The 25,433-nt window shown below is 35.1% G+C and carries 24 protein-coding genes; 11 read left to right on the top strand and 13 right to left on the bottom strand.

Annotated elements, in window-relative coordinates; genetic code table 11:
• The first annotated feature begins 7 nt into the window (after window positions 1–7).
• Window positions 8–502: a hypothetical protein gene (locus OD90_RS01180; RefSeq protein WP_144665487.1), complete on the top strand. Its 495-nt coding sequence runs from the start codon at window positions 8–10 to the stop codon at window positions 500–502.
• Here OD90_RS01180 and bshA read toward each other — a convergent pair.
• The 9 genes from bshA to OD90_RS01135 all read right to left on the bottom strand — a co-directional run bounded on the left by bshA (window position 499) and on the right by OD90_RS01135 (window position 10,574).
• On the bottom strand, window positions 499–1,629 hold the full coding sequence (bshA, locus tag OD90_RS01175; RefSeq protein WP_144665485.1) for an N-acetyl-alpha-D-glucosaminyl L-malate synthase BshA: 1,131 nt from the start codon (window positions 1,627–1,629) through the stop codon (window positions 499–501). The two genes, OD90_RS01180 and bshA, sit on opposite strands and share 4 nt — an antisense overlap.
• A gap of 46 nt (window positions 1,630–1,675) precedes the next feature.
• A complete protein-coding gene (locus OD90_RS01170; protein ID WP_144665483.1) occupies window positions 1,676–4,597 on the bottom strand; it encodes a glycoside hydrolase family 3 N-terminal domain-containing protein in 2,922 nt (973 codons plus the stop codon).
• A gap of 209 nt (window positions 4,598–4,806) precedes the next feature.
• Window positions 4,807–5,301, bottom strand: coding sequence for an ABC transporter ATPase (locus OD90_RS01165; protein ID WP_144665481.1), 495 nt, complete (start codon window positions 5,299–5,301; stop codon window positions 4,807–4,809).
• A gap of 120 nt (window positions 5,302–5,421) precedes the next feature.
• Complete coding sequence (locus tag OD90_RS01160; RefSeq protein ID WP_144665479.1) at window positions 5,422–6,213, bottom strand: (Fe-S)-binding protein; 792 nt, start codon at window positions 6,211–6,213, stop codon at window positions 5,422–5,424.
• An 81-nt stretch (window positions 6,214–6,294) separates the two neighbouring features.
• The gene (locus OD90_RS01155; RefSeq protein WP_144665477.1) at window positions 6,295–6,729 is read right to left on the bottom strand and encodes a phosphoheptose isomerase; all 435 of its coding nucleotides are present in this window, start codon (window positions 6,727–6,729) and stop codon (window positions 6,295–6,297) included.
• Window positions 6,719–7,063, bottom strand: coding sequence for a hypothetical protein (locus OD90_RS01150; protein WP_144665475.1), 345 nt, complete (start codon window positions 7,061–7,063; stop codon window positions 6,719–6,721). Before OD90_RS01150 ends, OD90_RS01155 begins: the two co-directional genes overlap by 11 nt.
• Window positions 7,053–8,402 carry a (Fe-S)-binding protein gene (locus OD90_RS01145; protein WP_144665473.1) on the bottom strand — a complete coding sequence of 450 codons (1,350 nt, stop codon included), beginning with the start codon at window positions 8,400–8,402 and terminating at the stop codon, window positions 7,053–7,055. Before OD90_RS01145 ends, OD90_RS01150 begins: the two co-directional genes overlap by 11 nt.
• A gap of 24 nt (window positions 8,403–8,426) precedes the next feature.
• Window positions 8,427–9,371: an MlaD family protein gene (locus OD90_RS01140; RefSeq protein WP_144665471.1), complete on the bottom strand. Its 945-nt coding sequence runs from the start codon at window positions 9,369–9,371 to the stop codon at window positions 8,427–8,429.
• Window positions 9,372–9,437: 66 nt separating this feature from the next.
• Window positions 9,438–10,574 carry an N-acetylmuramoyl-L-alanine amidase gene (locus tag OD90_RS01135; protein WP_144665469.1) on the bottom strand — a complete coding sequence of 379 codons (1,137 nt, stop codon included), beginning with the start codon at window positions 10,572–10,574 and terminating at the stop codon, window positions 9,438–9,440.
• A gap of 177 nt (window positions 10,575–10,751) precedes the next feature.
• Between OD90_RS01135 and OD90_RS01130 the strand changes: the two genes are divergently transcribed.
• Window positions 10,752–13,571 (top strand): putative LPS assembly protein LptD, encoded by a 2,820-nt coding sequence (locus OD90_RS01130; protein WP_144665467.1) that lies wholly within the window; start codon window positions 10,752–10,754, stop codon window positions 13,569–13,571.
• A 49-nt stretch (window positions 13,572–13,620) separates the two neighbouring features.
• Complete coding sequence (locus tag OD90_RS01125; RefSeq protein ID WP_144669606.1) at window positions 13,621–14,001, top strand: Rid family detoxifying hydrolase; 381 nt, start codon at window positions 13,621–13,623, stop codon at window positions 13,999–14,001.
• A 44-nt stretch (window positions 14,002–14,045) separates the two neighbouring features.
• Here the strand turns inward: OD90_RS01125 and holA are convergent, their stop codons facing one another.
• Entirely contained in the window at window positions 14,046–15,050 is a 1,005-nt protein-coding gene (gene holA, locus OD90_RS01120; RefSeq protein ID WP_144665465.1) for a DNA polymerase III subunit delta, read from the bottom strand.
• Between the two features lie 37 nt (window positions 15,051–15,087).
• Here holA and OD90_RS01115 point away from each other — a divergent pair, with 37 nt between their 5' ends.
• The 4 genes from OD90_RS01115 to OD90_RS01100 all read left to right on the top strand — a co-directional run bounded on the left by OD90_RS01115 (window position 15,088) and on the right by OD90_RS01100 (window position 18,539).
• Window positions 15,088–15,537 (top strand): type I restriction enzyme HsdR N-terminal domain-containing protein, encoded by a 450-nt coding sequence (locus OD90_RS01115; protein ID WP_144665463.1) that lies wholly within the window; start codon window positions 15,088–15,090, stop codon window positions 15,535–15,537.
• Window positions 15,538–15,590: 53 nt separating this feature from the next.
• A complete protein-coding gene (locus tag OD90_RS01110; protein ID WP_144665461.1) occupies window positions 15,591–16,586 on the top strand; it encodes a glycosyltransferase family 2 protein in 996 nt (331 codons plus the stop codon).
• A gap of 80 nt (window positions 16,587–16,666) precedes the next feature.
• Window positions 16,667–17,533: a flagellar motor protein MotB gene (locus OD90_RS01105; protein ID WP_144665459.1), complete on the top strand. Its 867-nt coding sequence runs from the start codon at window positions 16,667–16,669 to the stop codon at window positions 17,531–17,533.
• A 244-nt stretch (window positions 17,534–17,777) separates the two neighbouring features.
• On the top strand, window positions 17,778–18,539 hold the full coding sequence (locus OD90_RS01100) for a Two component regulator three Y domain protein (RefSeq protein WP_144665457.1): 762 nt from the start codon (window positions 17,778–17,780) through the stop codon (window positions 18,537–18,539).
• A gap of 173 nt (window positions 18,540–18,712) precedes the next feature.
• Here the strand turns inward: OD90_RS01100 and OD90_RS01095 are convergent, their stop codons facing one another.
• Window positions 18,713–19,330, bottom strand: coding sequence for an L-threonylcarbamoyladenylate synthase (locus tag OD90_RS01095; protein ID WP_144665455.1), 618 nt, complete (start codon window positions 19,328–19,330; stop codon window positions 18,713–18,715).
• Window positions 19,331–19,409: 79 nt separating this feature from the next.
• Window positions 19,410–19,622 carry a DUF2945 domain-containing protein gene (locus OD90_RS01090; RefSeq protein WP_144665453.1) on the bottom strand — a complete coding sequence of 71 codons (213 nt, stop codon included), beginning with the start codon at window positions 19,620–19,622 and terminating at the stop codon, window positions 19,410–19,412.
• A 102-nt stretch (window positions 19,623–19,724) separates the two neighbouring features.
• Here OD90_RS01090 and OD90_RS01085 point away from each other — a divergent pair, with 102 nt between their 5' ends.
• On the top strand, window positions 19,725–20,621 hold the full coding sequence (locus tag OD90_RS01085; RefSeq protein ID WP_144665451.1) for an alpha/beta hydrolase: 897 nt from the start codon (window positions 19,725–19,727) through the stop codon (window positions 20,619–20,621).
• Between the two features lie 190 nt (window positions 20,622–20,811).
• Here OD90_RS01085 and OD90_RS01080 read toward each other — a convergent pair whose 3' ends face one another.
• The gene (locus OD90_RS01080; protein WP_144665449.1) at window positions 20,812–23,151 is read right to left on the bottom strand and encodes an ATP-dependent helicase; all 2,340 of its coding nucleotides are present in this window, start codon (window positions 23,149–23,151) and stop codon (window positions 20,812–20,814) included.
• A 247-nt stretch (window positions 23,152–23,398) separates the two neighbouring features.
• On the opposite strand from OD90_RS01080, the gene OD90_RS01075 reads away from it, so the two are divergent.
• From OD90_RS01075 to OD90_RS01065, 3 genes are all read left to right on the top strand, one after another.
• Complete coding sequence (locus OD90_RS01075; protein WP_144665447.1) at window positions 23,399–23,869, top strand: OsmC family protein; 471 nt, start codon at window positions 23,399–23,401, stop codon at window positions 23,867–23,869.
• A gap of 374 nt (window positions 23,870–24,243) precedes the next feature.
• Window positions 24,244–25,131: a DnaJ C-terminal domain-containing protein gene (locus tag OD90_RS01070; protein ID WP_144665445.1), complete on the top strand. Its 888-nt coding sequence runs from the start codon at window positions 24,244–24,246 to the stop codon at window positions 25,129–25,131.
• Entirely contained in the window at window positions 25,131–25,433 is a 303-nt protein-coding gene (locus tag OD90_RS01065) for a chaperone modulator CbpM (protein WP_144665443.1), read from the top strand. The genes OD90_RS01070 and OD90_RS01065 overlap by 1 nt, the downstream gene beginning before the upstream one ends.

The raw sequence follows: 25,433 nt of genomic DNA, 5'->3' as shown, positions 1-25,433 counted from the left end.
CTATAACATGAAAAAAATTCTTTTTACCACTGTGATAGCGCTCATATTTGGAGTTACTGCAACAGCACAATCAATACCTTCTAATGCAATAGGTTTAAGACTTGGCGATAACGATGGTTTTAGCACAGAAGTAAACTACCAAAGAGCACTTGGTGATAATAATAGGCTTGAATTAGGTCTGAGTTGGAGAAGTGCTAATGACTTTGATGCTGTAAAAGCGGTAGGTCTTTATCAATGGATATGGAATATTGATGGAGGTTTTAATTGGTATGCTGGTGTAGGAGCGGCCGTAGGAGCATTTGACGTTGATAATGATTTTAACGGGTTTGACAATGATAATAGTGACCTATTTATAAATGCTGCTGGAGACATAGGTATAGAATACGTTTTTGATATACCACTCCAGTTATCACTTGACTTTAGACCAGAAGTAGGTCTTCTTAATGACTACGATGATGATTTAGAATTTGATATTGCTCTAGGTATAAGATATACGTTCTAGACGACCTGAAGTAACGCTCTCTCATAGAGCTGTTCATAAAGCGGCACAATGTTTTGTATATCAAACTTTGCCGCTTCTTTTTTTGCATTATTCTTAAACTTTTCAAGCACTATATCATCTTGAAGAATTCTAATAGCATTCTGAGCCATATCTGCAATATTCCCTACATTAGAAAGATATCCAGTAACACCATCAATGTTTACTTCTGGTATCCCACCTGCATTACTAGAAATTACAGGAACTCGGTTCACCATAGCTTCTAAAGCCGCCAGTCCAAAACTCTCAGCTTCAGATGGAAGTAAAAACAAGTCAGAAAAGCAAAGTATTTTATCAATCTCATTACTATTTCCTAAAAACTTAACCTTATCTTCAATACCTAACAGCGATACTTGTTCTTCTGCATGTTCTCTTTCTGGACCTTCCCCAACCATTAATAGCTTCGAAGGAATCTCTAGTTGCAATCTATAAAACACATCAATTACATCTGAGATGCGCTTTACCTTTCTGAAATTACTAATATGGGTGACAATACGTTCATTTTCGTTTGCCATTAAATCTCTTTGACAATCTGTAAAAGAGTTATCTACAGAGGTAAAATCTATAAAATTAGGCACCACATCAATTTCCTTGGTAATTTCAAATAGACGTAATGTATCTTGTTTAAGACTTTCTGATACTGAAGTTACAATATCGCTGTTGTTAATACTAAAACTCACAGCTGGTCTATAGAAAGGATGGCTGCCCACGAGTGTAATATCTGTACCATGCAAAGTAGTTACCATTGGTATATAAATACCTTCTTGTTTTAAAATTTCCTTAGCCATGTATCCTGCATAAGCATGAGGAATTGCATAATGCACATGTAAAATATCTATATTTTCTTTCTTGATTATTTTAACCAACTTACTAGAGAGAGCAAGCTCATAAGGTTGATAATGAAAAAGTGCATAATCAGGTACATTTACCTCATGGTAATGAATATTATCATTAAGTAATGCAAGTCTTACAGGTTGCTTATAGGTAATAAAGTGCACTTCGTGGCCACGCTTGGACAATGCGATTCCTAACTCTGTAGCTACGACTCCACTTCCTCCAAAGGTTGGGTAACACACAATTGCAATTTTCATAGTAAAATTTTTGATGATAATACGCTTTCGCGAAAGCGAGACAAAATTACTGAATTATTGCGTCGTATATTGCCTCTTGAATTTGAGTTCTCAATCCAGACTTAATCAGTTTTCTATTATTCATAGTTGGAAACGTGCGATTCGATAGGAATACGTAGATAAGCTCGTTTTCTGGATCTGCCCAAGTGTATGTTCCTGTAAAACCACTATGCCCAAAACTTGACATAGGAACACAACCACATGTAGGACCACTTCCATTAATTTGTGGTTTATCAAACCCTACGCCTCTTCTCACTTTATTATCACAGTAATAACAAGTATTAAATCTAGACATTGTTTCTTTTGAAAAATATCTTTTACCGCCGTAGTAACCGTTTTGTAAATACATTTGCATCATCTTTGCGACATCATTGGAATTTGAAAAAAGACCTGCATGTCCCCCTACATTGCCTTGCATGGCTGCTCCCATATCATGAACAGTACCTTGTATTTTTTGGTTACGCCAGTAAGTATCATTCTCTGAAGGTGTAATTATATCCTTATTAAAACGCTTAAGGGGATTGTAACCTGTAAAATTTGCCCCAAGTGAATTGTAAAAATGTGTTTTTGTGAGCTCGTCAAGATCTTTTCTATAATAATCTTCTAAATACTTCTTTACTAAGTAATATGGGAGATCACTATATTTATAAGAGAGCCTGTCTCGCAAATCAGTTTCTGCTATTCTATCAATGATACTGTCTTTATAATCACTTCTTAAAAACATTTTATCTGTGATTTTGATATCGTAATCTCGCGTAAATTTAGAGCTATAAAAGTCCTCTGACGGTTTTTTAGTTATAGAATCTAAAGTATATATGTAAAAGGGAATCCATGCCTTAAATCGTGCATAATGTGATAGCGCACTCTTAATGGAGATATTTGCCTTATTAGAATTAGCTAGCTCTGGAATTAAAGTTCCTAGTTTATCATCAAGATCCAAACTCCCTTTGCTCTCTAATTCCATAACTAAAGGTAACGAAGCAAGAATTTTTGTCATAGAGGCTATATCATAAATATCCTCAGGTAGCACTGCACGTTTTTTATTGTAAGTATGATACCCAAAGCTTTTGTCATAAATAACCTTACCACGCCTAGCCACTAATACTTGGGCCCCTGGCATCATTGCTTTTTTAATTCCTAAATTGACGAGAGAGTCAATTTTAGTATTTAGTAATTGAGAATCAACACCTACTTCTTCAGGTAAACCATATTGCAATCTTCTCAGGATTCCAGATTCTATACCTGTTCCAAAAGGCGTATCACCAAGAGATACCGGCAGTTTACCTTTACTGGGAATAGCACCAAAAATAAGTTGTGCGCTTTTCTCTTGAGCTATTTTACTATTTTGATAACTATGTATGATGCCTTCTATATTTTGAATATCAGGAAGATCAAGCATAGCATATGGACGTACAAATAAATCTAAAATAACTGTTTTATTTTTTGCTATTTCTGAAATCCAATTTATTTCTTTTGAAGTAAATTTATAAGATTTCCAAGGATTATCATTAGACCGATGAAAACCTATAATCACATAATTAAAGGGTGTTAACTGCTCTTTTGCCTCTTTTAAAGTCGTAGCATTTATACTTTCAACATGAGCATACTTGCGCAATTGCCCTTTAAAAGCACTTCCATTAGCATCTCCTAGAGCTAAGTAAGCAATTTTCTTTTGATCTAGTTTTTTAATAGGCAATACTGAGTTTTCATTCTTTGTTACTGTAAGGGCATTTTCTATAGCCTCACTATACACAATATCATCTACCGTAGCGTTGAGATCACTTATTAGGTTTGTGGTGACTACAGGCTCCCATTGATGTAACCCTACTTTATACTTAGCATATAATATTTTCTTTACAGAGTGTTCTAGCCGTTGCTCTGTGATCTCTCCATTTTTTAAAGCTGTCAAAATTTTGGCAGCTGCAGAGGGAACGTTTTCACTTATTAAAAGAATGTCATTACCAGCCTTAAAAGCTGCTAAGTCTATATCTCCAGGCTCTTTGAAATTTGCTGCACCTTTCATATTAAGTGCGTCTGTAATTATAAGACCGTGATATTTAAAATCTTCTTTAAGCATTTTTGTCACTACAGTAGGTGAGATACTTGTAGGTACTCCCTCTTCTGGTACTAATGCTGGTACATTGAGGTGAGCCACCATAATGCTAGCTATTCCTTTCTCTATAATAGGCTGATATGGATATAACTCTACACGCTCTAGACGCTCTTTTGAGAAATTGAGCGTGGGAAGTGTTTTGTGGCTATCCTTATCTGTGTCCCCATGTCCTGGAAAATGTTTAGCGCTTCCTAAAACCCCAGCATCTTGCATGCCTTCCATTAAAGCAATGGCTTTTTGAGTAACATTGATTTTATCTTCACCAAAAGAGCGATTGCCTATAATGGGATTTGCCGGATTTATATTTATGTCAACTACAGGTGCAAAGTTAATATGAACTCCTAACCGCTTAGAATGGTCTCCTATTCTACGCCCTACTTTTTTAACAATACTATTATCTTGTATAGCTCCTAATGTCATGTTCCAAGGAAAGGCGTAGGTACTATCTAAACGCATAGCTAATCCCCACTCTGCATCCATCCCCACGAGCAATTTTGTATTTGCCATTGCTTGTAACTCATTATTTAGCTTTGCCTGGCGCATAGGACCCCCTTTAGAAAAGATTAAACCTCCTATATGTTGCTCCTTAATGAGTTTTTTAATTTTATCAATTTTTGCTTTTGGGTCACTAGAAAAGACGTCCACCATAAATAGTTGCCCCACACGCTCCTTAGGTGTCATTCCCTTATATACAGAATCTACCCAAGTGCGTTGTGCCAGTATATCATTGGAATACAATGGGTACCTTTCTTGGGCAGAGAGTGACACTGTGAATATGTAAAATAAAAATATAAAGAGAATGCGTCTTAACGGCATAAAAGTATTGAGTTTAAAGTTCTAATTTATAAATCAAAAACGACGCCAACAATAGCGTTCTTTGAATATAGGTATAAAAATAAAGGGTTTATTTTACGCTTTCGCGAAAGCGTAAAAATCTTAACAACATCTTATGACCCACAGGGAGTTCATGAAGAAATCGTAGCTTTTGAATTTTAAATAAACTAAATTAGTATGACAAGGAATTATTACTTCTTTTTAGAGAGAAATCGAGAATGCCAGCTATCCATTGCTGGAATTTCCCAATCTGTCTTATATTCCCCAAGTGTAGTAACTAGATTATTAAAGACCACTGTATTTTTTCCTACGGCACCGTCTTTTGCCATTTTCTTAAATTCTAATAAAGGCTTATAATGAATACGCTCATTCTGATAATATGTCACATTCATTTTGTCGAGTAAATCTACCTCAAGTTCGTCTTGTAGAGATTGAATAAACCGTACCTGACTATCAATAGAACAACCACTGGCAGAAGACTTTGATTGATCTAAAGCAATCACAATAAATCGATTGTATTTTACCTCAAAACCCGCCTCTAGACTCGCTCCATGAGCCGTCCAGCTGGTGAGGAACGTGCCAAGATCTTTCTTGATTTTTTCAACTTGTTCTTCTGTTAATTTAGTATCTGATTGATAAAGCCAAATACGTGAGTGATCTGGGAGCTTCTGTATATCTACTAACATTATGTTTAGGATTTAAGTGAATGGTTGTGAAGCATTAATAACTTCACAAAATGAAAACAACGGTTCATATAAAATTAAACCGTTGTTATAGTAATTTTGTTAAAAAAAAGATGAATCTTATTAAAGCTCCTCTGCACTAGCTATCATTTCTGCAATATCCATAACTTCTATACTATCTTCTTTTTCTTTATTTTTTACACCATCTGTCATCATTGTATTGCAAAAAGGACATCCCGCTGCTATGATTTCAGGTTTAACCTCAAGTGCCTGCTCAGTACGTTTGATATTTACATCTTTATTACCTGGTTCTGGCTCCTTAAACATTTGAGCACCTCCAGCTCCACAACATAGGCCATTGGTTTTACACTTACGCATCTCTACTAGCTCAACATCTAACTTACGTAGTAGGTCACGAGGTGCTTCGTAAACACCATTTGCACGTCCTAAATAACATGGATCATGAAAGGTAATACGCTTGCCTTTAAACTTTCCACCTTCAACAGTAAGCCTACCATCTTCTAAAAGAGATTTAAGAAACTGTGTGTGATGCACAACCTCGTAGTTACCTCCTAATGATGGATATTCATTTTTTAGTGTATTAAAACAGTGTGGACAAGCTGTAACGATCTTTTTTACCTCGTACCCGTTGAGTACTTCAATGTTTGTGACCGCTTGCATTTGAAAAAGAAATTCATTCCCAGCTCGCTTTGCAGGGTCGCCGGTACAACTCTCTTCTGCTCCTAATACTGCAAAGTCAACATTTGCTTTATTTAAAATTCTTGCAAAAGCCTTTGTAATCTTTTTTGCTCTATCGTCAAAGCTCCCTGAACAACCCACCCAAAATAATACTTCTGGTTGCTTTCCTTGGGCTAGGTACTCTGCCATCGTTGGTACTCTTAATGCTTCGCTCATATTCTTTGTGATATACTTACGTGTGTATTCGTAATTGAATAAATACTAATTCTTCTCGTTTAATATTAAGGTGAGTCTTTGCTATTCCTTAAATACTTCTATGGTTACTTTCTTTTCAACAAGGTCTGTAAACTTACCTTTATATCTAGTTGCTTTCACAAGATGGTTATCTACCCAATGATAATTTCCTCCACGTGGTTTTCCCATTAAAAGACTATGAAATTTAAACCCGTGCTTATCTAACCATTTTGTTGTAACATCTCTATGTTCTTCTGTACGTGAGGTAAAAAAACAAATTAAATGACCTTCATCATACCATTTATTGAGGGTTTTTAAAGCGTCTGGAAATGGCTCACAAGTAGCCATTCTTTCTGGCTCTTCATTAGGTACATCTTCTGTAATTGTACCATCTATATCAATTAGGTAATTTTTTACTCCTTCTGGAAGCACTGGACTTACATGCCCTCCATCTTCTAACTTCTCTCTCAGTAATTTATTCAATTCTTCAGTATCCATCCGTGCTATTTAAGTTTTTAAAATCTTCTTTGCTAAAGCGTACATACAATGCTAATCTATGTTGACCAGGTTTTCTATATTTCGGATTATATCTTTCTATCATAGACTGTCTCATCGCTTCTTGATGTAAAATATCTATCTGAGATTCTGAGCACCAATCGCAAAATATTTTTCTAACTGTTATACTATCTACTTGAAGTTGTGGCCCCACATAAATACGTGTATACATTTTAAACTGTAAGCTGTCTATGCGATAATCTTGTGTAGATATTTGCGCTTTCGCGAAAGCACAAAAGCATAAGAACACAAGTAATAGTATAGCTTTACGCTTCATTTATCCAGTTTCCTCTATCTAATTGATTAAATGGCCATGGTGCACCGTTATTCTCAATATTTGTCATTGCATTATTTAAATCGCTTGGAGCACTACTTTCTTCCATCACCATATAGCGACGCATATCTACAATAATACTTAATGGATCAATGCCAATAGGACATGCTTCTACACAAGCGTTGCAAGTGGTGCAAGCCCAAAGCTCTTCTTTAGTTATATAATCATTAAGCAATTGCTTACCATCTGGTACAAATGTATTTTCATTTGCATCTATATTTTTGCCTACTTCTTCTAGTCGATCCCGTGTGTCCATCATTATTTTACGAGGACTTAATTTTTTACCTGTTTGGTTTGCAGGACACTCACTAGTACAGCGACCACATTCTGTACAGCTGTAGGAGTTCATTAGTTGAACCCAATTGAGGTCTGTGACATCACTTGCGCCAAATTTATCTGGTTCTGATGTATCATCTTCACTTTCTGGAGGCGCCGCAAATGGGTCTGCATTTGGATCCATCATAAGCATCACTTCGTCAGTAACCGCTTGAAGGTTATTAAATTCACCTTGAGGCTTGAGTTTAGCATACCACGTGTTAGGAAATGCAAGTAAAATATGTAAATGTTTAGAGTAATAAAGGTAATTTAAGAATACTAAAATTCCTAAGATGTGCAACCACCAAGCGGTTCTTTCTAAAATAATGAGTGAAGAAACAGACATACCATCAAGTAGTGGTGCTATATACCCGCTAATAGGAAATGAACCCGTAATAGTACCATATCCAGAGACATAATGATCTGCACCAAGAATTTGAAGTTGCAAATCTGCTGCGTTCATTAGTAAGAACAGTCCCATTAGAACCATCTCAAAATATAAAATAAGGTTGGCATCCATCTTAGGCCATCCTTTCATCTCAGGATTTAAGAAACGTTTTATGCGTATAGCATTACGTCGAAGCCAAAATATAATTACTGAAACAAAAACTAAGAAAGCTAGTATTTCAAAGCTTGCAATTAAAAAGTCGTATACGCCTCCTAAAAAGCTAAATATGCGATGAGTTCCAAAAATACCATCTATGATAATTTCAAGTACTTCTATATTTATTATTATAAAACCTACATAGACAACAACGTGTAAAATTCCCGATATTGGGCGCTTCACCATCTTATATTGACCCAAGGCAATCTTTGCCATATTACGCCATCGCTGTGGCTTATTATCAGAACGATCAACATCCTTCCCGAGGTTAATGTTGCGTACTAATTTTTTAATGTTTTTTACAAAAAAGCCACCACCTACTGCTAGGGCAATGAGAAACAGAATGTTTGGTATGTATTGCATAAAATTCGTTAGTTAAGCTTACGCCTACTGTAACGAATCGCTAGGCGCAGTGTACTCTCCAGGTTTTTTCCCAAAAAGCGAAAAATGTACATAACGCTTAGGGTTAAGCTTCATATCTTGTAGAAGATCTCCCATTTGGTTTGCTGTACGGTCCAAATTTAAGTAAAGTTGTTCATCATTCAAAAGTTTACCAACGGTTCCTTCTGGTGAATTTAATTTATTTGAGATTTCTTGAAAATCTGCTATTGTTTTTTCTAAATCTGCAACCATGCTACCCAATTGTATTTGAGATAATGAATCTGACAATGTTGCAAAATTGGTGCTCATTTTATCAATATTAGTTATTGTGCGATCTAATTTTTCTTGGTTTGCAGCCATTAGACTATTAACAGAAGTAGTTATTCCTTTTAATTCTCTTGACGCAGTTGTAAAGTTTGCGATTGCATCTCTAAGATTTGCACGTGTATCTCTATCTAAAACAGCATTTACACTAGTTAAAACTGAATCCGTACTAACAATCACCCCTTCTACTTGATTTTGAAGCGGAGTAAGACGTTCATTTACAAGTTCCATGATACCAGATCCAGTTTCACCTGGTAAGGTATCACCAGATTTAACATCCATTCCTACCTCATAGGATGGAACAATAGCAAGTGTTTTACCTCCTATAAGACCTCCTCCATAAACTCTAGCCAAACTATTTTTAGAGAATTCAAAATCTTTTTCAACAACAAATTTCACTACAAGCTTTCCTTGTTTATCTGCAAAGTCGATTGCTAAAACCCTTCCAACAGGCAAACCGTTTATAGTAACTTTTGAAGAAGGAGCTAATCCTTCTACGTTGTCATATTTTGCATAAAGGATTTTACTTTTATCAAGAAGATTGTTTCCTTTTAAAAAATTATACCCGAAAATGAGTAATAGGAGTGCTGCAATTACAAGGATGGCAGTTTTGATTTCTTTAGACATCAAATAGAGTTCTGGTTATAAAAACAAATGTAGACTTTCTGATAAAAGTCCACCTTAGGAATAAGACTAATTTAACACTTGATTAAGTGGGACTTTAATATTTTGCTCATTAAAAGAAACAATAAATGCCTCTTCATATCCCGCGAGCTTAGCCTCCTCTAAGTATTTTCTAGCTTGCGCATAGTCATTTGTAGACTTATAGTAATATTTATAAAAGTTATTGTCTCTTACACGGGTAACATTGATAAGTTGTTTAAAATTGTAAGGTTGCGTTTCTAGCATGGTCTTGCTAGCAGCGACCTGAACTTTAAATGTAATGCCAGGTGTAGAAATAGGTTTATCTACGATAGCAGTCTCATTTTCAATAGGCTCAATTGAGGTTTGTGCTTCCTTTTGTATCAAAGCCACTCGCTCTACAGCCTGTATACTTTCCTTATAATTTACAACCGCTTTAGAAATAGCACTGGCCATTTTCTCTTGACCGTTTTTAGAGTTAAGAAATCTACCTTCTTCATTATTAGTTAAGAAACCAGTTTCTATAAGAACGCTAGGCATTACTGATCTATGTAAAACCCAAAAAATTGCCTGCTTGACTCCTCGACTTGATCTCTTAACAGTGCTAGTGAATTCATTTTCTATAAAACTGGCGAGATTAATACTCTGATCTAAATATTCTTCCTGCATCAATTCTAAGCCAATAGAAGTCTCAGGCTTGTTAGGATCAAAACCAGCATACCGCTTTTCATAATTGTCCTCAAGCAAAATCACAGAGTTTTCCTTTTTTGCAATTGCCATGTTCTTTGCATTTCCTCCTATACCTAAAACGAAGGTCTCGGTACCTTTTGCTTGGGATGAATGTGAGTTACAATGCACACTTATAAAAAGATCAGCGTTAGAGTTATTTGCGATATCTGCTCGTTCCCACAACTCTAGAAAGACATCTTTCTTACGTGTATAAATCACTTCTACATCATCGAGTTGTTCTAATTGACCCCCTATTGCCAAAACAACATTGAGGGCAATGTTTTTTTCATAATATCCATTACCTCGATTTCCGCTATCTTTCCCACCATGACCAGCATCTAATACAATTTTAAACTTTTCTCGCTGCTTAGTTTGCGCTTTCGCGAAAGCGGAATGAATTAAACTTCCTGCGAGAAGTAAAATAGTTAAATATATATTAAAATTATTTTTTTTACGCATCCTTTATATCAAATCTTAGTCTTACGATCGTTAGGTTTTAAATTCGTTTCAATATTATGAAGCAAAATAGATAGCTCCATAATTTTAAAAATACGTGTATTCATTTCTATCCGAAAAAAAATAACGTAATTTTGGCATTTGAATTGAGGCACTCCGTACAAAAATAGGCTAATCGCATTGCAAACAAAAACTGCATTTTTTCTTATTCTCATTGGCTTATGCCTATTCACCCAAGCAACAGCTTTAGGTCAAGACAATGAATCCAATAACAATGCCAAAAAAGATACCAGTACCACTCGTGTAGTGCCTGCAATCACTAACGATAAAAATCCAGATTTAAAACAACAGTCCTACGCAAAAGGTTCTCTGATAGCTACTCGTGGTAGTTCTGATGTTGCTACAGACTCGCTACAAGTAGCAGAATCAACTCCAGATCAAGATTCAACGCGTAAAAAACAAGAGCGTCTTACTGATAAAGTAACTTATAAAGCAAAAGATTACGAACGCATCTCACAACGCCTTAAAAAGATATTCTTATATAACGAAGCAGAGGTTGTCTATGAAGATATGAAAATCAATGCTGGTGAAATTGTGTTAGATTATCAAACTAATACAGTACTTGCAAAGGGTATAAAAGACTCTGCTGGAAATTATTCACAAATACCAGTATTTGTTCAAGGTGCTAATGAAGTGCAACCAGACTCTATTAAATTTAATTTTGACACACAGCGAGCACTTATATATGGATCCAGAGTTGAAGGGGCTGGGGGACAACAAATTAATCTCAAAGCAGAACGTAGTAAACGTGTAAATGACTCTGTCGTTTTTATGAGTAATGTAAAAATTACAACTGCAGAAGATCTAGATGACCCAGAATATTACTTTTATGCGCGCCGAGTAAAATTTGTTCCAGGTAAAAAGCTAGTTGCAGGGCTTACAAATATGTACATCGCAGATGTTCCAACTCCTATAGGAATTCCGTTTGCTTTTTTCCCAATGGAAAAAGAAAGAAGCGTTTCTGGATTTTTGATACCAAGTTTTAATGAATCAAATGAGCGCGGTTATTCTCTGCAAAATGGTGGCTATTATTTTGCGTTAAGTGATTATTTTGATCTAGCACTCACAGGTGATTATTATACTAATGGCAGTTACGCCTTTAGAGCAGATACAGAGTATAAGGTGCGCTATAAATTTAGTGGTCGCTTCAGTTTTAATTCTGAGCGTATTTTATTTAGTGAACGAGGTCTACCTGATTTTAGTGAAACTAACACCTATAATATACGTTGGAATCATAGTCAAGATACTAAATCAAGTCCTAATAGTAGGTTTTCTGCCTCTGTAAACCTAGGAAGTAGTAATTTTTATAGACAGTCTTTAAATCAATCTAACACGGGGAATTTCCTCAACAACAACTTTAGTTCCTCTATATCCTACTCTCGTACATTTCCTGGAGTAACTCCTATTAACTTTACCGTGGCTGCAACACACAGTCAAAACTCACAAACCGAGACTATAAATATGTCTTTACCAAGCGCTCAACTTAGTATAGATCGTATTTATCCATTTGCTGGTAAATCTGGATCAAAGAAAGGGCTTATTGATAATGTAAACCTGAGTTACTCTGTAAATGCAGATAATCGATACAGAACTACAGATAGCGAATTTTTTACTGCTGCTATGTTTGAAGACGGTCAAAGTGGAATACGTCATAATATCCCAATTGCTACTAACTTTAAGCTCTTTAACTATATCAGTGCCTCAGCAAGTGCAAACTTTGAAGAGAGCTGGGTGTTTAAAACGATCGACAAAAACTATGACGAACGCACTCAAACTGAGGTGATAGATACTATTAACGGTTTTGATGCATTTAGGACGTATCGTGGTGGTTTAAGTTTAGGTACTACTGTTTATGGTACGTTTAATTTTAAAGAAGGGAGTAAAATACAAACGATACGCCATGTGATACGCCCTTCTCTAAGCTGGTCATATACGCCTGCTTTTGATCAATTTTATACAAGTTATGAGAGACTGGATCCTACCCAAATAGACAATACTAATCCAGAGACAATCGATGTTGAATATTCTCGTTTTGACAATGGATTTTTTGGGGCTCCTGGTAATCGTATTTCTAACTCTATCTCATTATCACTTGCAAATACGCTAGAGGCCAAGGTAAAAGATCGTGATAGTACGGCTACAGAACCCAAGAAGATAAAACTCATTAATAACTTAAACATACGTACATCCTACAATTTTGCTGCCGATGGTTTGAAATTATCACCAATAGGTATAAATGGATCTATCCCTATAATACAGGACAAGCTAGACATTAATTTCAGTGCAGCCTTAGACTTGTATGCACTAAACAGTTCTAATAGGCGTATTGAAAAATTAAATATTCAAAATGGTGGTAGCCTCTTTAGGTGGACCGCTGGACAGGCTAGTTTTGGTTATAGTTTCTCAAGTAGAGATTTTGAAAAAGGAGGAGATGAGCCTGGAGAAAATACAGATCGCACAGAAAATGAAACGTTTGCCGCCGGTGGACGTCCAGATGATTTGTTTGGAAAGGGAGTAGATATTACTGGAAACGAAAATATAGGTACGAGAGACCCTAAAGAAGAAGAAGAAAAAGAAGTTCAATTTTATAGATTTAAAATTCCTTGGAATTTAAGATTTGGCTATCAAGTAGGCTATTCTAATACTGCTAGGCAGGATGAAATAACAAGCCATTCTCTAGTGGTGAGTGGCGATATTAAACTAGGAAATAGATGGACTGTAGGAGGCTCTACAGGCTACGATTTTGCAAATCCAGGCATTACATACACTTCTTTAAATTTTGCACGTGATCTTCAGAGTTGGAATATGCGCTTTAGCTGGGTTCCGCCAGTAAATGCAAATACAAGTCGTACCTCTTGGAACTTCTTTATTGGTATTTCTGGAAACCTATTGAGTGATATTAAATACGATAAGCGTAGAACGCCAGATCAGCGTTTATAGATTGTATCTTTATACGCTTTCGCGAAAGCGTGATATCAAAATTTCTCTTATGAAAAAAATAATTACCACCCTAGATGCCCCTGCTCCTATTGGACCTTATAACCAAGCGACCCTTATTAACGGCACATTATATACAAGCGGCCAAATTGCTATAATCCCTGCCACTGGAGAATTATTAAAAGGAAGTATTTCTGAAGAAACAACACTTGTCATGGAAAGCTTGAAAGCAATATTAACGGCAGCAGACATGACCTTTGAAAATGTGGTTAAAACCACTATTTTCATTAGTGATATGGAAAATTTTAGCAAAATAAATACTGTTTATGGTAAGTATTTTAATGAAGAAACTGCTCCTGCTCGTGAGACAGTAGAAGTGGCTAATTTACCTAAATATGTTAATGTAGAAATTTCGGCTATTGCAATTAAATAAAGATAGGTAAGCCAGATCTATAAAATAGTGTAGTGTACAGAAACTTAATTCATTATTTTCACTAAAAGCTCTTTGAGTAAATCATTGCTAGCAAAAGCGCTAGCCCCTACTCCTTTGCTTTTTACATCTACTTCTCGAATCATAGCTATACAAGCACTCACTTTTTTCATAGGATAATTGCGAGCCGCAGTTACGTACTCTCCCACAAAAAATGGAGATATCCCTAATACTTTTGCTACGGTAGCCTTATCTTTTTGGGGCAGTCCATGGTACTTCATCACGTTTGAAAATAGACTGAATACTTGTCCAACTGTAAGAACTAATGGATTGTCTTTTGGATTTTGAGAAAAATATTGTGCAATACGTTGTGCCTTAACAATATCCTTCTCTCCTATTGCCTTACGTAATTCAAAAATATTAAAGTCCTTACTTATCCCGATATTTTCTTCTATGGACTGTGGAGTGATGTCACTCCCCTTAGGAAGAATGAGCATTAATTTATTGAGCTCGTTAACTACTTTGCTCAAATCATTACCTAAGTAGTCAACAAGCATTTGTGCAGCCTTAGGTTGAATATGGTAGCCTTGATCAATTAAAACATTACGAATCCAATCCCCAACTTTATTCTCATAAAGTTTTTTGTTTTCGTAAAGTATTCCGTGTTTTTTTAGTGACTTTGCTAGTCCTTTACGCTTATCTAGCTTTTTATACTTGTAGGCTAGTACAAGTACTGTTGTAGGTTGCGGGTTTTCTACATATGTCACAAGCTTTTCAATAGTACGCGAGAGGTCTTGTGCTTCTTTAACTATGATCACTTGTCGCTCTGCCATCATAGGATAACGTTTTGCATTACTCACAATATCGTCAATAGTTACATCTCTACCATAGAGCACCATCTGATTAAAACCTTTCTCTGATTCAGAGAGAACATTTTGCTCTATATAATTCGTTATCTGGTCAATAAAATAGGGTTCCTCCCCACTTAGAAAATAAATAGGTTTAATAACTCCTTTTTTAATATCTGCGACGATGTTTTTTGCGTGCTCCACCTTTGGCTTTTGAAATAAGAAATAGTACTATTGTAGTATGCAACAACTTGCATTTCCAGCATATTCCTTCAGGCTCAAAAATAGCGAAAACAAAACGTTTATATTTGATGTCGTACGCAAAAGATTCTTAGTCCTCACCCCAGAGGAGTGGGTAAGACAACATGTAATTCAATTCTTATTACAAGATAAAAAATATCCTTTGAGTTTACTTAATGTAGAAAAACAAATTAAAGTGGGTACTACACGTAAGCGCTATGATATTGTGCTTTATAAACCTGATGGAAGTTTATTTCTTATTGTAGAATGTAAGGCTCCAAGTGTAACTATTGACCAAAAAGCATTTGATCAAATTGCAAGGTATAATCTAACTCTTAATGCAGATTATTTAATGGTTACAAATGGACTTTTACACTATTATTGTGAACTAAATTATAGACATGAAATGTATCATTTTTTAAGAAGCCTACCTGATTTTAAGCATTCTTAAGAATATGAATACACTAATTAAAATTACTAAATAAAAACTCTTTAATTTATATTGTGAAAATTGCTATTGTCATACTAAATTGGAATGGAAAAAGTCTACTTGAGCAATTTCTAGGTACAGTGGTGAGTCATAGCGAACCTCTGGCAGAAGTTTATGTTATAGATAACGCAAGTACAGATAACTCTGTAAATTATATCCATGCTCATTTCCCATCAGTTACTGTGATTCAAAATAGTGAAAACGGTGGGTATGCAAAAGGGTATAATGATGGGCTCGTCTTTATAGAAAGTGATGTCTACGTGCTACTTAATAGTGATATAAAAGTTGGACAAGGTTGGTTAGAACCTATGATAAAGTTGTTTAAGAACCCGACGATAGGCGCTGCACAACCAAAAATTAAAGATTACAAAAAGCCAAGCTATTTTGAATATGCTGGAGCTGCTGGTGGGTTTTTAGATAGCTTTGGTTATCCCTTTTGTAGAGGTAGAATCTTTGATTACTGCGAAAAAGACCTTGGACAATACGATGACACGATAGAAGTGCAATGGGCAAGTGGAGCCTGTTTGTTTATTAGGGCATTAGATTTTTGGCAGGTGGGCGGACTCGATGAACGTTTTTTTGCTCATCAAGAGGAAATTGACCTCTGCTGGCGTATTAAAAATAGTGGCAAGAAAATTATAGCTTGTGGAGATAGTGAAGTCCTTCATGTAGGTGGAGCTACGCTTGCTACTGCAAATGCACAAAAAACATTTTATAATTTTAGAAATACGCTTTTTAATATCGTTAAAAATGTTAAGGGGATAAAAGCCTTATTTATTGTCATATCGAGGCTTGTTTTAGATGGCATAGCTGGTTTTAAATTTTTAATAGAAGGCAAACCAAAACATATGATAGCAATTCTTAGAGCACATCTTAGTTTTTATTATTATTTACCTAGCTTTATGGTAGATAGAGTGAATCTAAAACACAAAATGAAGTATGCCACTATTTTTTCAATTGTGTGGAGCTATTTTATTTCGCAAAAGCGCACGTACAAAGACTTTCTTTAAAACCTAAATTAGTGTTAAGTTCAAAAGGTCCGTCCTGCTTTTTTATACATTTACTTTTTAATTCAAAATTAACAATGAATATGAAACGATTTTTGATCGCAGGCATCGCCGGCACCCTACTTCTAACCTCTTGCGTTTCTAAAAAAGAATATGCAGCACTTGAGGCGAGACAACAAGAAACACAGGATTTACTCAACTCTGCTACCGTAAAACTAAATGCTTGTTTAGAAGAAAAAGCAAGTGCTACTACTAGAGTAATGTCATTAGAAGAAAGACTAGCCGAACTCAAGAAAGATAAGAATAGTTTAATTGAAAGTTCTAAAGACTTAACTGTATTGACACAGCAAGGTGCTACTAATCTTGAAAAATCTTTAGAGAGTTTAAAAGAAAAAGATCTTAAAATTAATAGACTTCAAGATGCACTTACAAAAAAGGATAGCGTAACTTTAGCATTAGTCACTAGCTTAAAGAAAGAAGTAGGTCTTAATGATGAGGATATAGAAATAAATGTAGAAAAAGGTGTTGTATTTATTTCACTTTCTGATAAGATGCTCTTTAAGAGTGGTAGCTACAATATTACTCCGAGAGCAACAGAGATTTTAGGTAAGGTTTCTAAAGTAATTAATAGCAAACCTAATTTTGAAGCACTAGTAGAAGGTCATACAGATAACGTACCTTATAATAGTGGTGGTATATTATTAGATAACTGGGATTTAAGTGCGAAGCGTAGTACAGCTATTGTAAGAGAGTTGGTAAAGTTAGGAGCAAATCCTTCACAGCTTATTGCAGCCGGTCGTAGTGAGTTTGTACCGCTTGTAGATAACAGTACCGCAGAAAATAGATCTATCAATAGGAGAACAAAAATTTATGTCCTTCCTAAGATTGATCAGTTTTATACAATGATCGAAGAAGAGATGAAAAATCTTGAAACAGAAGAAAAAGAATAATATTATTTTTTTTTACATACAATTGTTCAAAAACCGTCTAGATTTCTTTAGGCGGTTTTTTTATTTTTAAAATTGTTTGAAATTAATATTTGACTCAAGAAAGCTAAAAATCATCGACGAAATACACAATTTAGACGTTTAAATGTTAATTTTTAATGTATTTTGTCGATAAATATCATAAAACTATTGTCAGGTTTGATTTTGATACTACATTAGTAGCAATGAAATTATAATCAACCATCAAATGAAGAAAATTACTCTTACTTTAATTTTAGTACTTACTACTTCACTTATTTTTGCTGCTATTCCACAAAGCGAAAAACAAGCACTAATTGATCTTTACAATGCTACTAATGGAGATAACTGGACTAATTCTTGGGACCTGAATAAAGAACCTTCAGATTGGAAGGGTGTGACTATTTTGAATGATCATGTACTTGCCCTTGGTTTAAAGGACAATAACTTAAGTGGTACTTTACCTAATAGCATAAAGAATTTAAAATTTTTAAAAGTTCTTAACCTCCATAAAAATAATTTAATAGGTCACATCCCCCCAGGTGTGGCTGAAATTAAAGGACTGAAGATTTTGAATCTATCAATTAATAAAATAATAGGCTCAATTCCTGCAGAAGTATTTAAAATGAAGAGTCTTGAATACTTAGATGTATTTTTTAATCAACTAAGTGGAGAGTTACCAAACGACTTAAGCCATCTCACAAACCTTAAGAGGTTGAGTGTTTATGGGAATTTTATGAAAGGTAAAATCCCAAGCTCTATTGCAGATTTAAAAAACTTAAACGAATTACAATTAAGTAGTAATTCATTCACTGGTGAGATCCCAAGAGGAATCTTAACACTTCCTAAGCTAAAGCGATTATGCATATTTGATAATCAATTTGAAGGTATTTTCCCTTATGAGCTTAACAACTTAAACTTAGATGAACTTACCTATCATAAAAATAACTTTACAACGATACAACTTAATACCGCTTTGGCCGGTGAATAACTTACTATGTAATTACATAGTAAAACCCCAAATCTTTATTAGATTTAGTTAAGAGCCTCTCCTAGCCCGGAGAGGTTTTTTAATTTTAAAAAGTGAGTAGAAAATTATTGTCAGTTAAAAATAACCCTTAGCTTAGAATAAAAATATGATTTTAAAGCCCTGCTCGGTAGGCCTTAGATTTCTGGACTTCCTTTTCCTTCTCTTACTAAAATAGGCTCGTCTCCTGTAAGATTTATAATTGTAGAAGGAATGTTATCCCCATATCCTCCATCTACTACAATATCTACTCTTGACTGCCACTTTTCAAAAATAAGTTCAGGATCTGTAGTATATTCAATCACCTCATCTTCATCGTAAATAGAAGTTGAGACAATAGGGTTTCCTAGTGCATGAACTATTGCCTTTGTAATTGCATTATCTGGAACACGTATACCCACTTCTTTTTTCTTCTTAAAAACAGATGGCAAATTATTACTACTGGGCAGTATAAAGGTGTATGGGCCTGGTAAGGCTCTTTTAAGAAGTTTAAAAGTTTTGGTGTCTATTTGCCTCACATAATCAGAAAGATTACTTAAATCTTCACATACAAATGAAAAATTAGCTTTTTCTAATTTTACACCTTTTATTTGAGCAACCCTTTCCAAAGCTTTTGTATTAGTAATATCACAACCCAGTGCATACACAGTATCACTGGGATAAATAATAAGTCCACCCGCTTTTAAAATTTTAACTATTTTCTTTAGTTCTCTTGGATTTGGGTTCTCTTCGTAAAGTTTGATGAATTCTGCCATGCTACATTTTTTAAATGTTTAATAGGTATTTCTTCTACGCTTTCTTAAAAGCATAGTAATTTACTATAAGTCAGATGCTTTAATCTACGCGCTCTACTTCACTCTCAAGTTTTAGCACATTATCCCCATCTTCCTGCTCTATATAAAGCGCTTTATTGCCTTCTTCTCCCTTGCGTGTAACTTCATTACCCTTAATTGAGCGGATTACAGTTTTTGTAAACGTAGATTTTACTTTCCCTGTGGCAGAGCCGTTTCCCCAACTCCATTTGACCTTTGTACCTTCTTTAATCATAGTTTTTCTTTTAAAGATAAGTTGTTATTTGAAAAAATAAATAGAATAACGGAAACTTAACATAAAATCATAAATGCTGCGTTAACTAAAAAAACAATTCATATGAGATCGATTCTGTCATTTTTAAGTATTTCATTTTTAACTATGTGTTTGCTTTCGTGTCAAAATAGTTCTGATGATATTGCTAACGAAGACGTGGTTGAAACTCCTATAGAAATCCTAGAAGCAACAACAGCACTCAATGTTTCTTATGGAACTCATGCACAACAAGTTTATGATTTGTATTTGCCAGCAGGGCGTAACAGTACACAGACCAAAACAATTGTTCTTATACATGGCGGAGGATGGACTGCTGGTGATAAGTCAGATATGACTGGATTTATATCCCTAATAAATACTACACATCCAGATCATGCCATTGTAAATATGAATTATGTATTAGCCCAAGCAGGTTCTATACCGGCCTTTCCAAACCAATTTCTAGATATTGAAGTCGTACTTACAAAGCTTATCAATGAACACGAAGCACTGGGGATTTCTCAAGAATTTGGATTACTAGGAGTAAGTGCAGGAGCACATCTTGCTATGATGTATGACTATACGTATGACACAACGGATCGAGTAAAACTTGTTGCTAACATAGTTGGGCCATCAGACTTTACAGATCCTTTTTATGCAGACAATCCTAACACATCACAACTAACCGAGGTGTATTCAGATGCAAATGCGTATCCAGCAAATGCTGACCTTGCTACACTATTAAGTCCAGCATGGGCAGCAAGTGCTTCCAGTAGTCCTACATTATTATTTTACGGAAATCAAGACGCACTAGTTCCTCTTACAAATGGTCAACGTCTGGATGTAGCTTTAAGTAATGCAGGAGTGGAACATATATTTACTGTTTATGACGGAGGTCATGGTAACTGGAGTACGGCGAGTTACTTGGATGTCCAAACAAAATTAGGTATCTACATTGACAGCTATCTTGCGATTGACTAATCGCATAGTAAAAAAGACAATGACTAATTTGTAAGTGATCTTGCTATTTTTGAAATGACTGTTAGGTATGATACGTGCAAAGAAATTATTCGTTACATTTTATTAATTACTATAAATTTTGGTTTGTGTTGCTACTTGAAATAGCAGCATACACTGAAGGTAATATCATTTTCGCGAAAGCATAATCTTTTTACGAGTCCACAATCTTGAGCTTTGCAAAACGGAGAAGCAACTTTTTAAGTCCGCCATTTTCAAAATTAATTTCAGCTTTTTGATCTTGGTCTTTACCTTCTAGACCTACTACGATTCCTTTTCCAAATCTTATATGCTCCACAACAGTTCCAGAAGCTAGGTCACCAGCAAGTGAAGGCATAGGAGCATCACTATTTGAAGGTCTTATTTTACGCAATTTTTTAAGTTGATCAGATGTAGGGTTGCCCACTCTAGGCGGCGTACCGCTTATAGGCTTTTTGAGACGTAATTTACTCTTATCTATATCGCCAAAAATATCTGCATCAATCAACGGTTTATAGCGATAACTGTTCATAGGCGTTTGATAGTCTAAGTACTTATCGTCTATCTCCTCTATAAAGCGGCTAGGTTCTGCATCAACTAGTTTGCCCCAACGGTAACGTGATTCTGTATAGGTAAGATATGCCTGCTTCTCTGCTCTGGTAAGTGCAACATAAAATAAGCGACGCTCCTCTTCTAGTTCACTACGTGTGTTCATGCTCATACCTGAAGGAAAAAGATCCTCTTCCATTCCCACAATGTATACAAATGGAAATTCTAATCCTTTTGCTAGGTGAATGGTCATTAATGCAACACGATCATCATCTCCAGTATCATTATCCATTGAGGTAGCCAATGCAACATCTTCCAGAAACTCTGCTAGAGACCCAGTGGTATCTGCTAGTTCTTTTTGCTCCTCAACAAAGTCACGTATACCGTTGAGTAGTTCTTCAATATTTTCTATACGTGCAATTCCTTCTGGGGTACCATCTTTTTTAAGCTCTTGTAGAAGACCTGTCTTCTTGGCAACCGTCTCTGCTACCGTAAAAGCATCGTTCTCCTCATTAAGAATTTGGAAGCTTTGAATCATAGTGACAAAGTTTTTGAGCTTTGTCTGTGTGCCACGATTAATGTTCATCGAGCTGCCTAGCTGCTCAATTTTTTCCATGACTTCAAAAATGGAGCGATTGTAATGCTTTGCGGCCACCGTGAGTTTATCTATCGTAGTACCTCCAATTCCACGTGCAGGATAGTTAATCACTCTTTTGAGCGCTTCTTCATCTTTTGGGTTAACCAGTACTCTCAAATAACCGAGAACATCTTTTATTTCTTTACGCTGATAAAAAGAGAGGCCTCCGTAGATACGGTATGGAATATCTCGCTTACGCAAGGCGTCTTCCATTGCACGAGACTGTGCATTTGTACGATATAGAATGGCAAAATCTCCATTTTTTGCTTGATGGTTCATTCTATTTTCAAAAATAGAGCTTGCTACATAGCGACCTTCTTCTCCATCTGTTGGAGAGCGATGCACGATAATCTGCCCACCATCTTCATTTTCTGTCCATACGGTTTTATCGAGTCGAGTTTTATTTTTTTCTATGACACTATTTGCTGCTTCAACAATATTTTTTGAAGAACGGTAATTTTGCTCTAGACGATACATTGCCACATTCTCATAATCTTTTTGGAAATTAAGAATGTTATTAATGTTTGCCCCTCTAAAGGCATAGATGCTCTGCGAGTCATCTCCTACCACACAAATATTTTGAAATTTATCTGAGAGTGCCTTGACAATGAGATACTGACTATGGTTAGTATCTTGATACTCATCAACTAGTATGTATTTAAATCTATTTTGATATTTATTTAATACCTCTGGAAAACGATTGAGCAGTTCATTGGTGCGTAATAACAAATCGTCAAAATCCATAGCTCCTGCTTTGAAACAACGATCAACATACTCTGCGTAGATCTCTCCTACCCTAGGTCGTTTTGCCATCGCATCTGCCTCTATGAGTTCTGGGTTGTTCATGTAAGCACGAACAGTGATGAGGCTATTCTTAAAAGAGGAGATTCTACTTTGAATTTGTTTATACTTATACACATCTTTATCCAATTGCATCTCCTTAATAATAGCACTTATAAGTCGCTGAGAATCTTGGGTGTCATAGATAGTAAAGTTAGAAGGATACCCAAGTTTATCTGCTTCAAAGCGTAAGATTTTTGCAAAGATGGAGTGAAAAGTTCCCATCCATAAATTTTTTGCCTCACTACTACCTACAATACCTGCAATACGTTTTTTCATTTCGCGTGCTGCCTTATTTGTAAAGGTGAGTGATAAAATATTAAACGCATCAACCCCTTGAGACATTAGGTATGCAATACGCATTGTAAGCACGCGTGTCTTCCCAGAACCAGCACCAGCAATAACAATAAGCGCTCCGTCTTTATGCAAAGTTGGCGCTCGCTGGGCTTCATTAAGCCCCTCAATATATACTTCTAATTTTGAATCCATAGCAGGGATCTAAATTACGGACTTAGTGCAAAATTTATGAGCTTGATTACTATTATTTTTCCTTTTTTTAAAATAATAGTACGTTCGCTTTCGCGGAAATATAAGCCTTAATTCTACAATAAAAACACTCAATACTAAAATCTATATTCTATAATAATCAGTTTATATATTACAATCGAGTATGCTCTATAAATGTATCTTTATCAATGCAAGGAATAACTAAACCTTTCAGCAATAAACTTTAACAATGAAAAAACACAATTACAAAATAAATATTGAATGGACAGGAAATGAAGGTAGCGGAACTTTAAATTATAAAGCTTATAATAGAAGTCATGAAATCATAGCCGACGGAAAATATGATAAAATTAATGGCTCATCAGATCCATCATTTTTAGGTGATCAAACAAAGTATAATCCTGAAGATCTTTTTTTATCCTCATTGTCCGCTTGTCATATGTTATTCTATTTACACTTATGTTCTGTAAATAAAATAATTGTTACAGAGTATTTAGACACTGCAACTGGAGTTATGGAAGAAACTGACCAAGGAAGTGGAAAATTCACAAAAGTTACGCTCAATCCAAAAGTTAAAATCACAGATGGAGCTATGATCGAAAAAGCAAATAAATTACATATAGAAGCAAACAAGTTATGCTTTATCGCAAATTCTTGCAATTTCACAATCTTACACAAACCTATGACCACAATAGAATAAATACGGCGCAGTGGCTACAAGCAATTACTTCGTTTTTATGTACTTAAAGTAGACCTCCCATGTTTTAGTTTCTTTTGTATCTGTAAATGATAAAGTAAGTGTATTTTGTATTTTAATTTATGCATTATCAGCTTAATTTCGAGAGGTTTTGACAGTTTTTTGATGTCAGCTTTCGTTTAGAGTATCAACTAAAGTAGTTTTCTATTCGTGAAAATTTATCAATAATAAAAGCACCTTACTACTTCCTAAGTTTTACTAAACACTATGGTAAATTTTTCTAAATTTCTATACATTCAGCCTTATTTTAATAATTTAGTAATTAGATAACTACAGATACTGTATATCATAATTTAATAGAAAAATTATTTCTTCAAATGTCATTCATAGATTATTATAAAACTTTAGGCATTCCAAAAAATGCTTCCGAAAAAGATATTAAAAAAGCTTACCGTAAACTTGCCAGAAAATACCATCCTGATCTTAATCCAGATAACAAGGAAGCAGAGCTTAAATTTAAACAGATTAACGAAGCCAACGAAGTTTTAAGTAATCCTGAAAATCGTAAGAAATATGATACTTATGGTGAAAACTGGAAACAAGGAGAGGCTTATGAACAAGCCCAACAGCAGCAGCAAAGACAATATCGCCAGCAAGGAAGGCAACAGCAGTATTCAGGAGCTGAATATTCAGATTTCTTTGAGTCCATGTTTGGGGGAGCAGGTTCTTCAAGAACTCAAGGTTTCAATTCTTTTAAGGGAGAGGACTTTAATGCAGAACTAAAATTAAGTTTAAAAGATGCTTATACTTCACAGCAGCAAGTTTTTACAGTTAATGGTAAAAAAATAAGACTTACTATTCCAGCTGGTGTTGAGAACGGCCAAGTGATAAAAATAAGTGGAAAAGGAAGTGAGGGATATAATGGAGGTCCTAACGGGGATTTATACATAAAGTTTGTTATAGATAATCATACAGATTATAAGCGTGATGGAAAGCATCTTTATCAAACTGTAGACTTAGATTTATATACAGCTATGCTGGGTGGAGAAATTACATTAGATACTTTGAGCGGTAAAGTAAAGCTCAAAATTAAACCAGAGACTCAGAATGATTCTAAAGTAAAATTGAAAGGAAAAGGATTTACTGTTTATAAAAAAGACGGTCAATTTGGAGATTTAATAGTGACTTATAAAATCATTACCCCGACAAACCTCAGTGAAAAAGAAATTGAGTTATTTCAAGAACTTCAAAAACTTAGAAAATAATGGATAACGCAAAACTAATACCCACGACTACGCTTTGTTCAAAATATGACATTGAGATATCATTTATGGACGAGATTGGTAGAATGGATCTCATCCAATTTGAAATAGTAGATCATCATCACTGTATTCATGTTGAACACTTAGGTCACTTAGAAAGAATTTTAAGGTTACGCAATGAGTTTAATATGAACCTTGAAAGCATTGATATTGTTTTCAATCTTTTAGATAAAGAAAGAGCTTTAAAAGATGAAGTTACAAAACTCAAGAATAGACTCAGATTGTATGAAGAGCTTGCTCAGTAA

The organism is Dokdonia sp. Hel_I_53, from assembly GCF_007827465.1.
Classification (GTDB): domain Bacteria; phylum Bacteroidota; class Bacteroidia; order Flavobacteriales; family Flavobacteriaceae; genus Dokdonia.
Note: the sequence above shows the minus strand (reverse complement) of the source record. Positions and strands in the feature narration are given on the sequence as shown.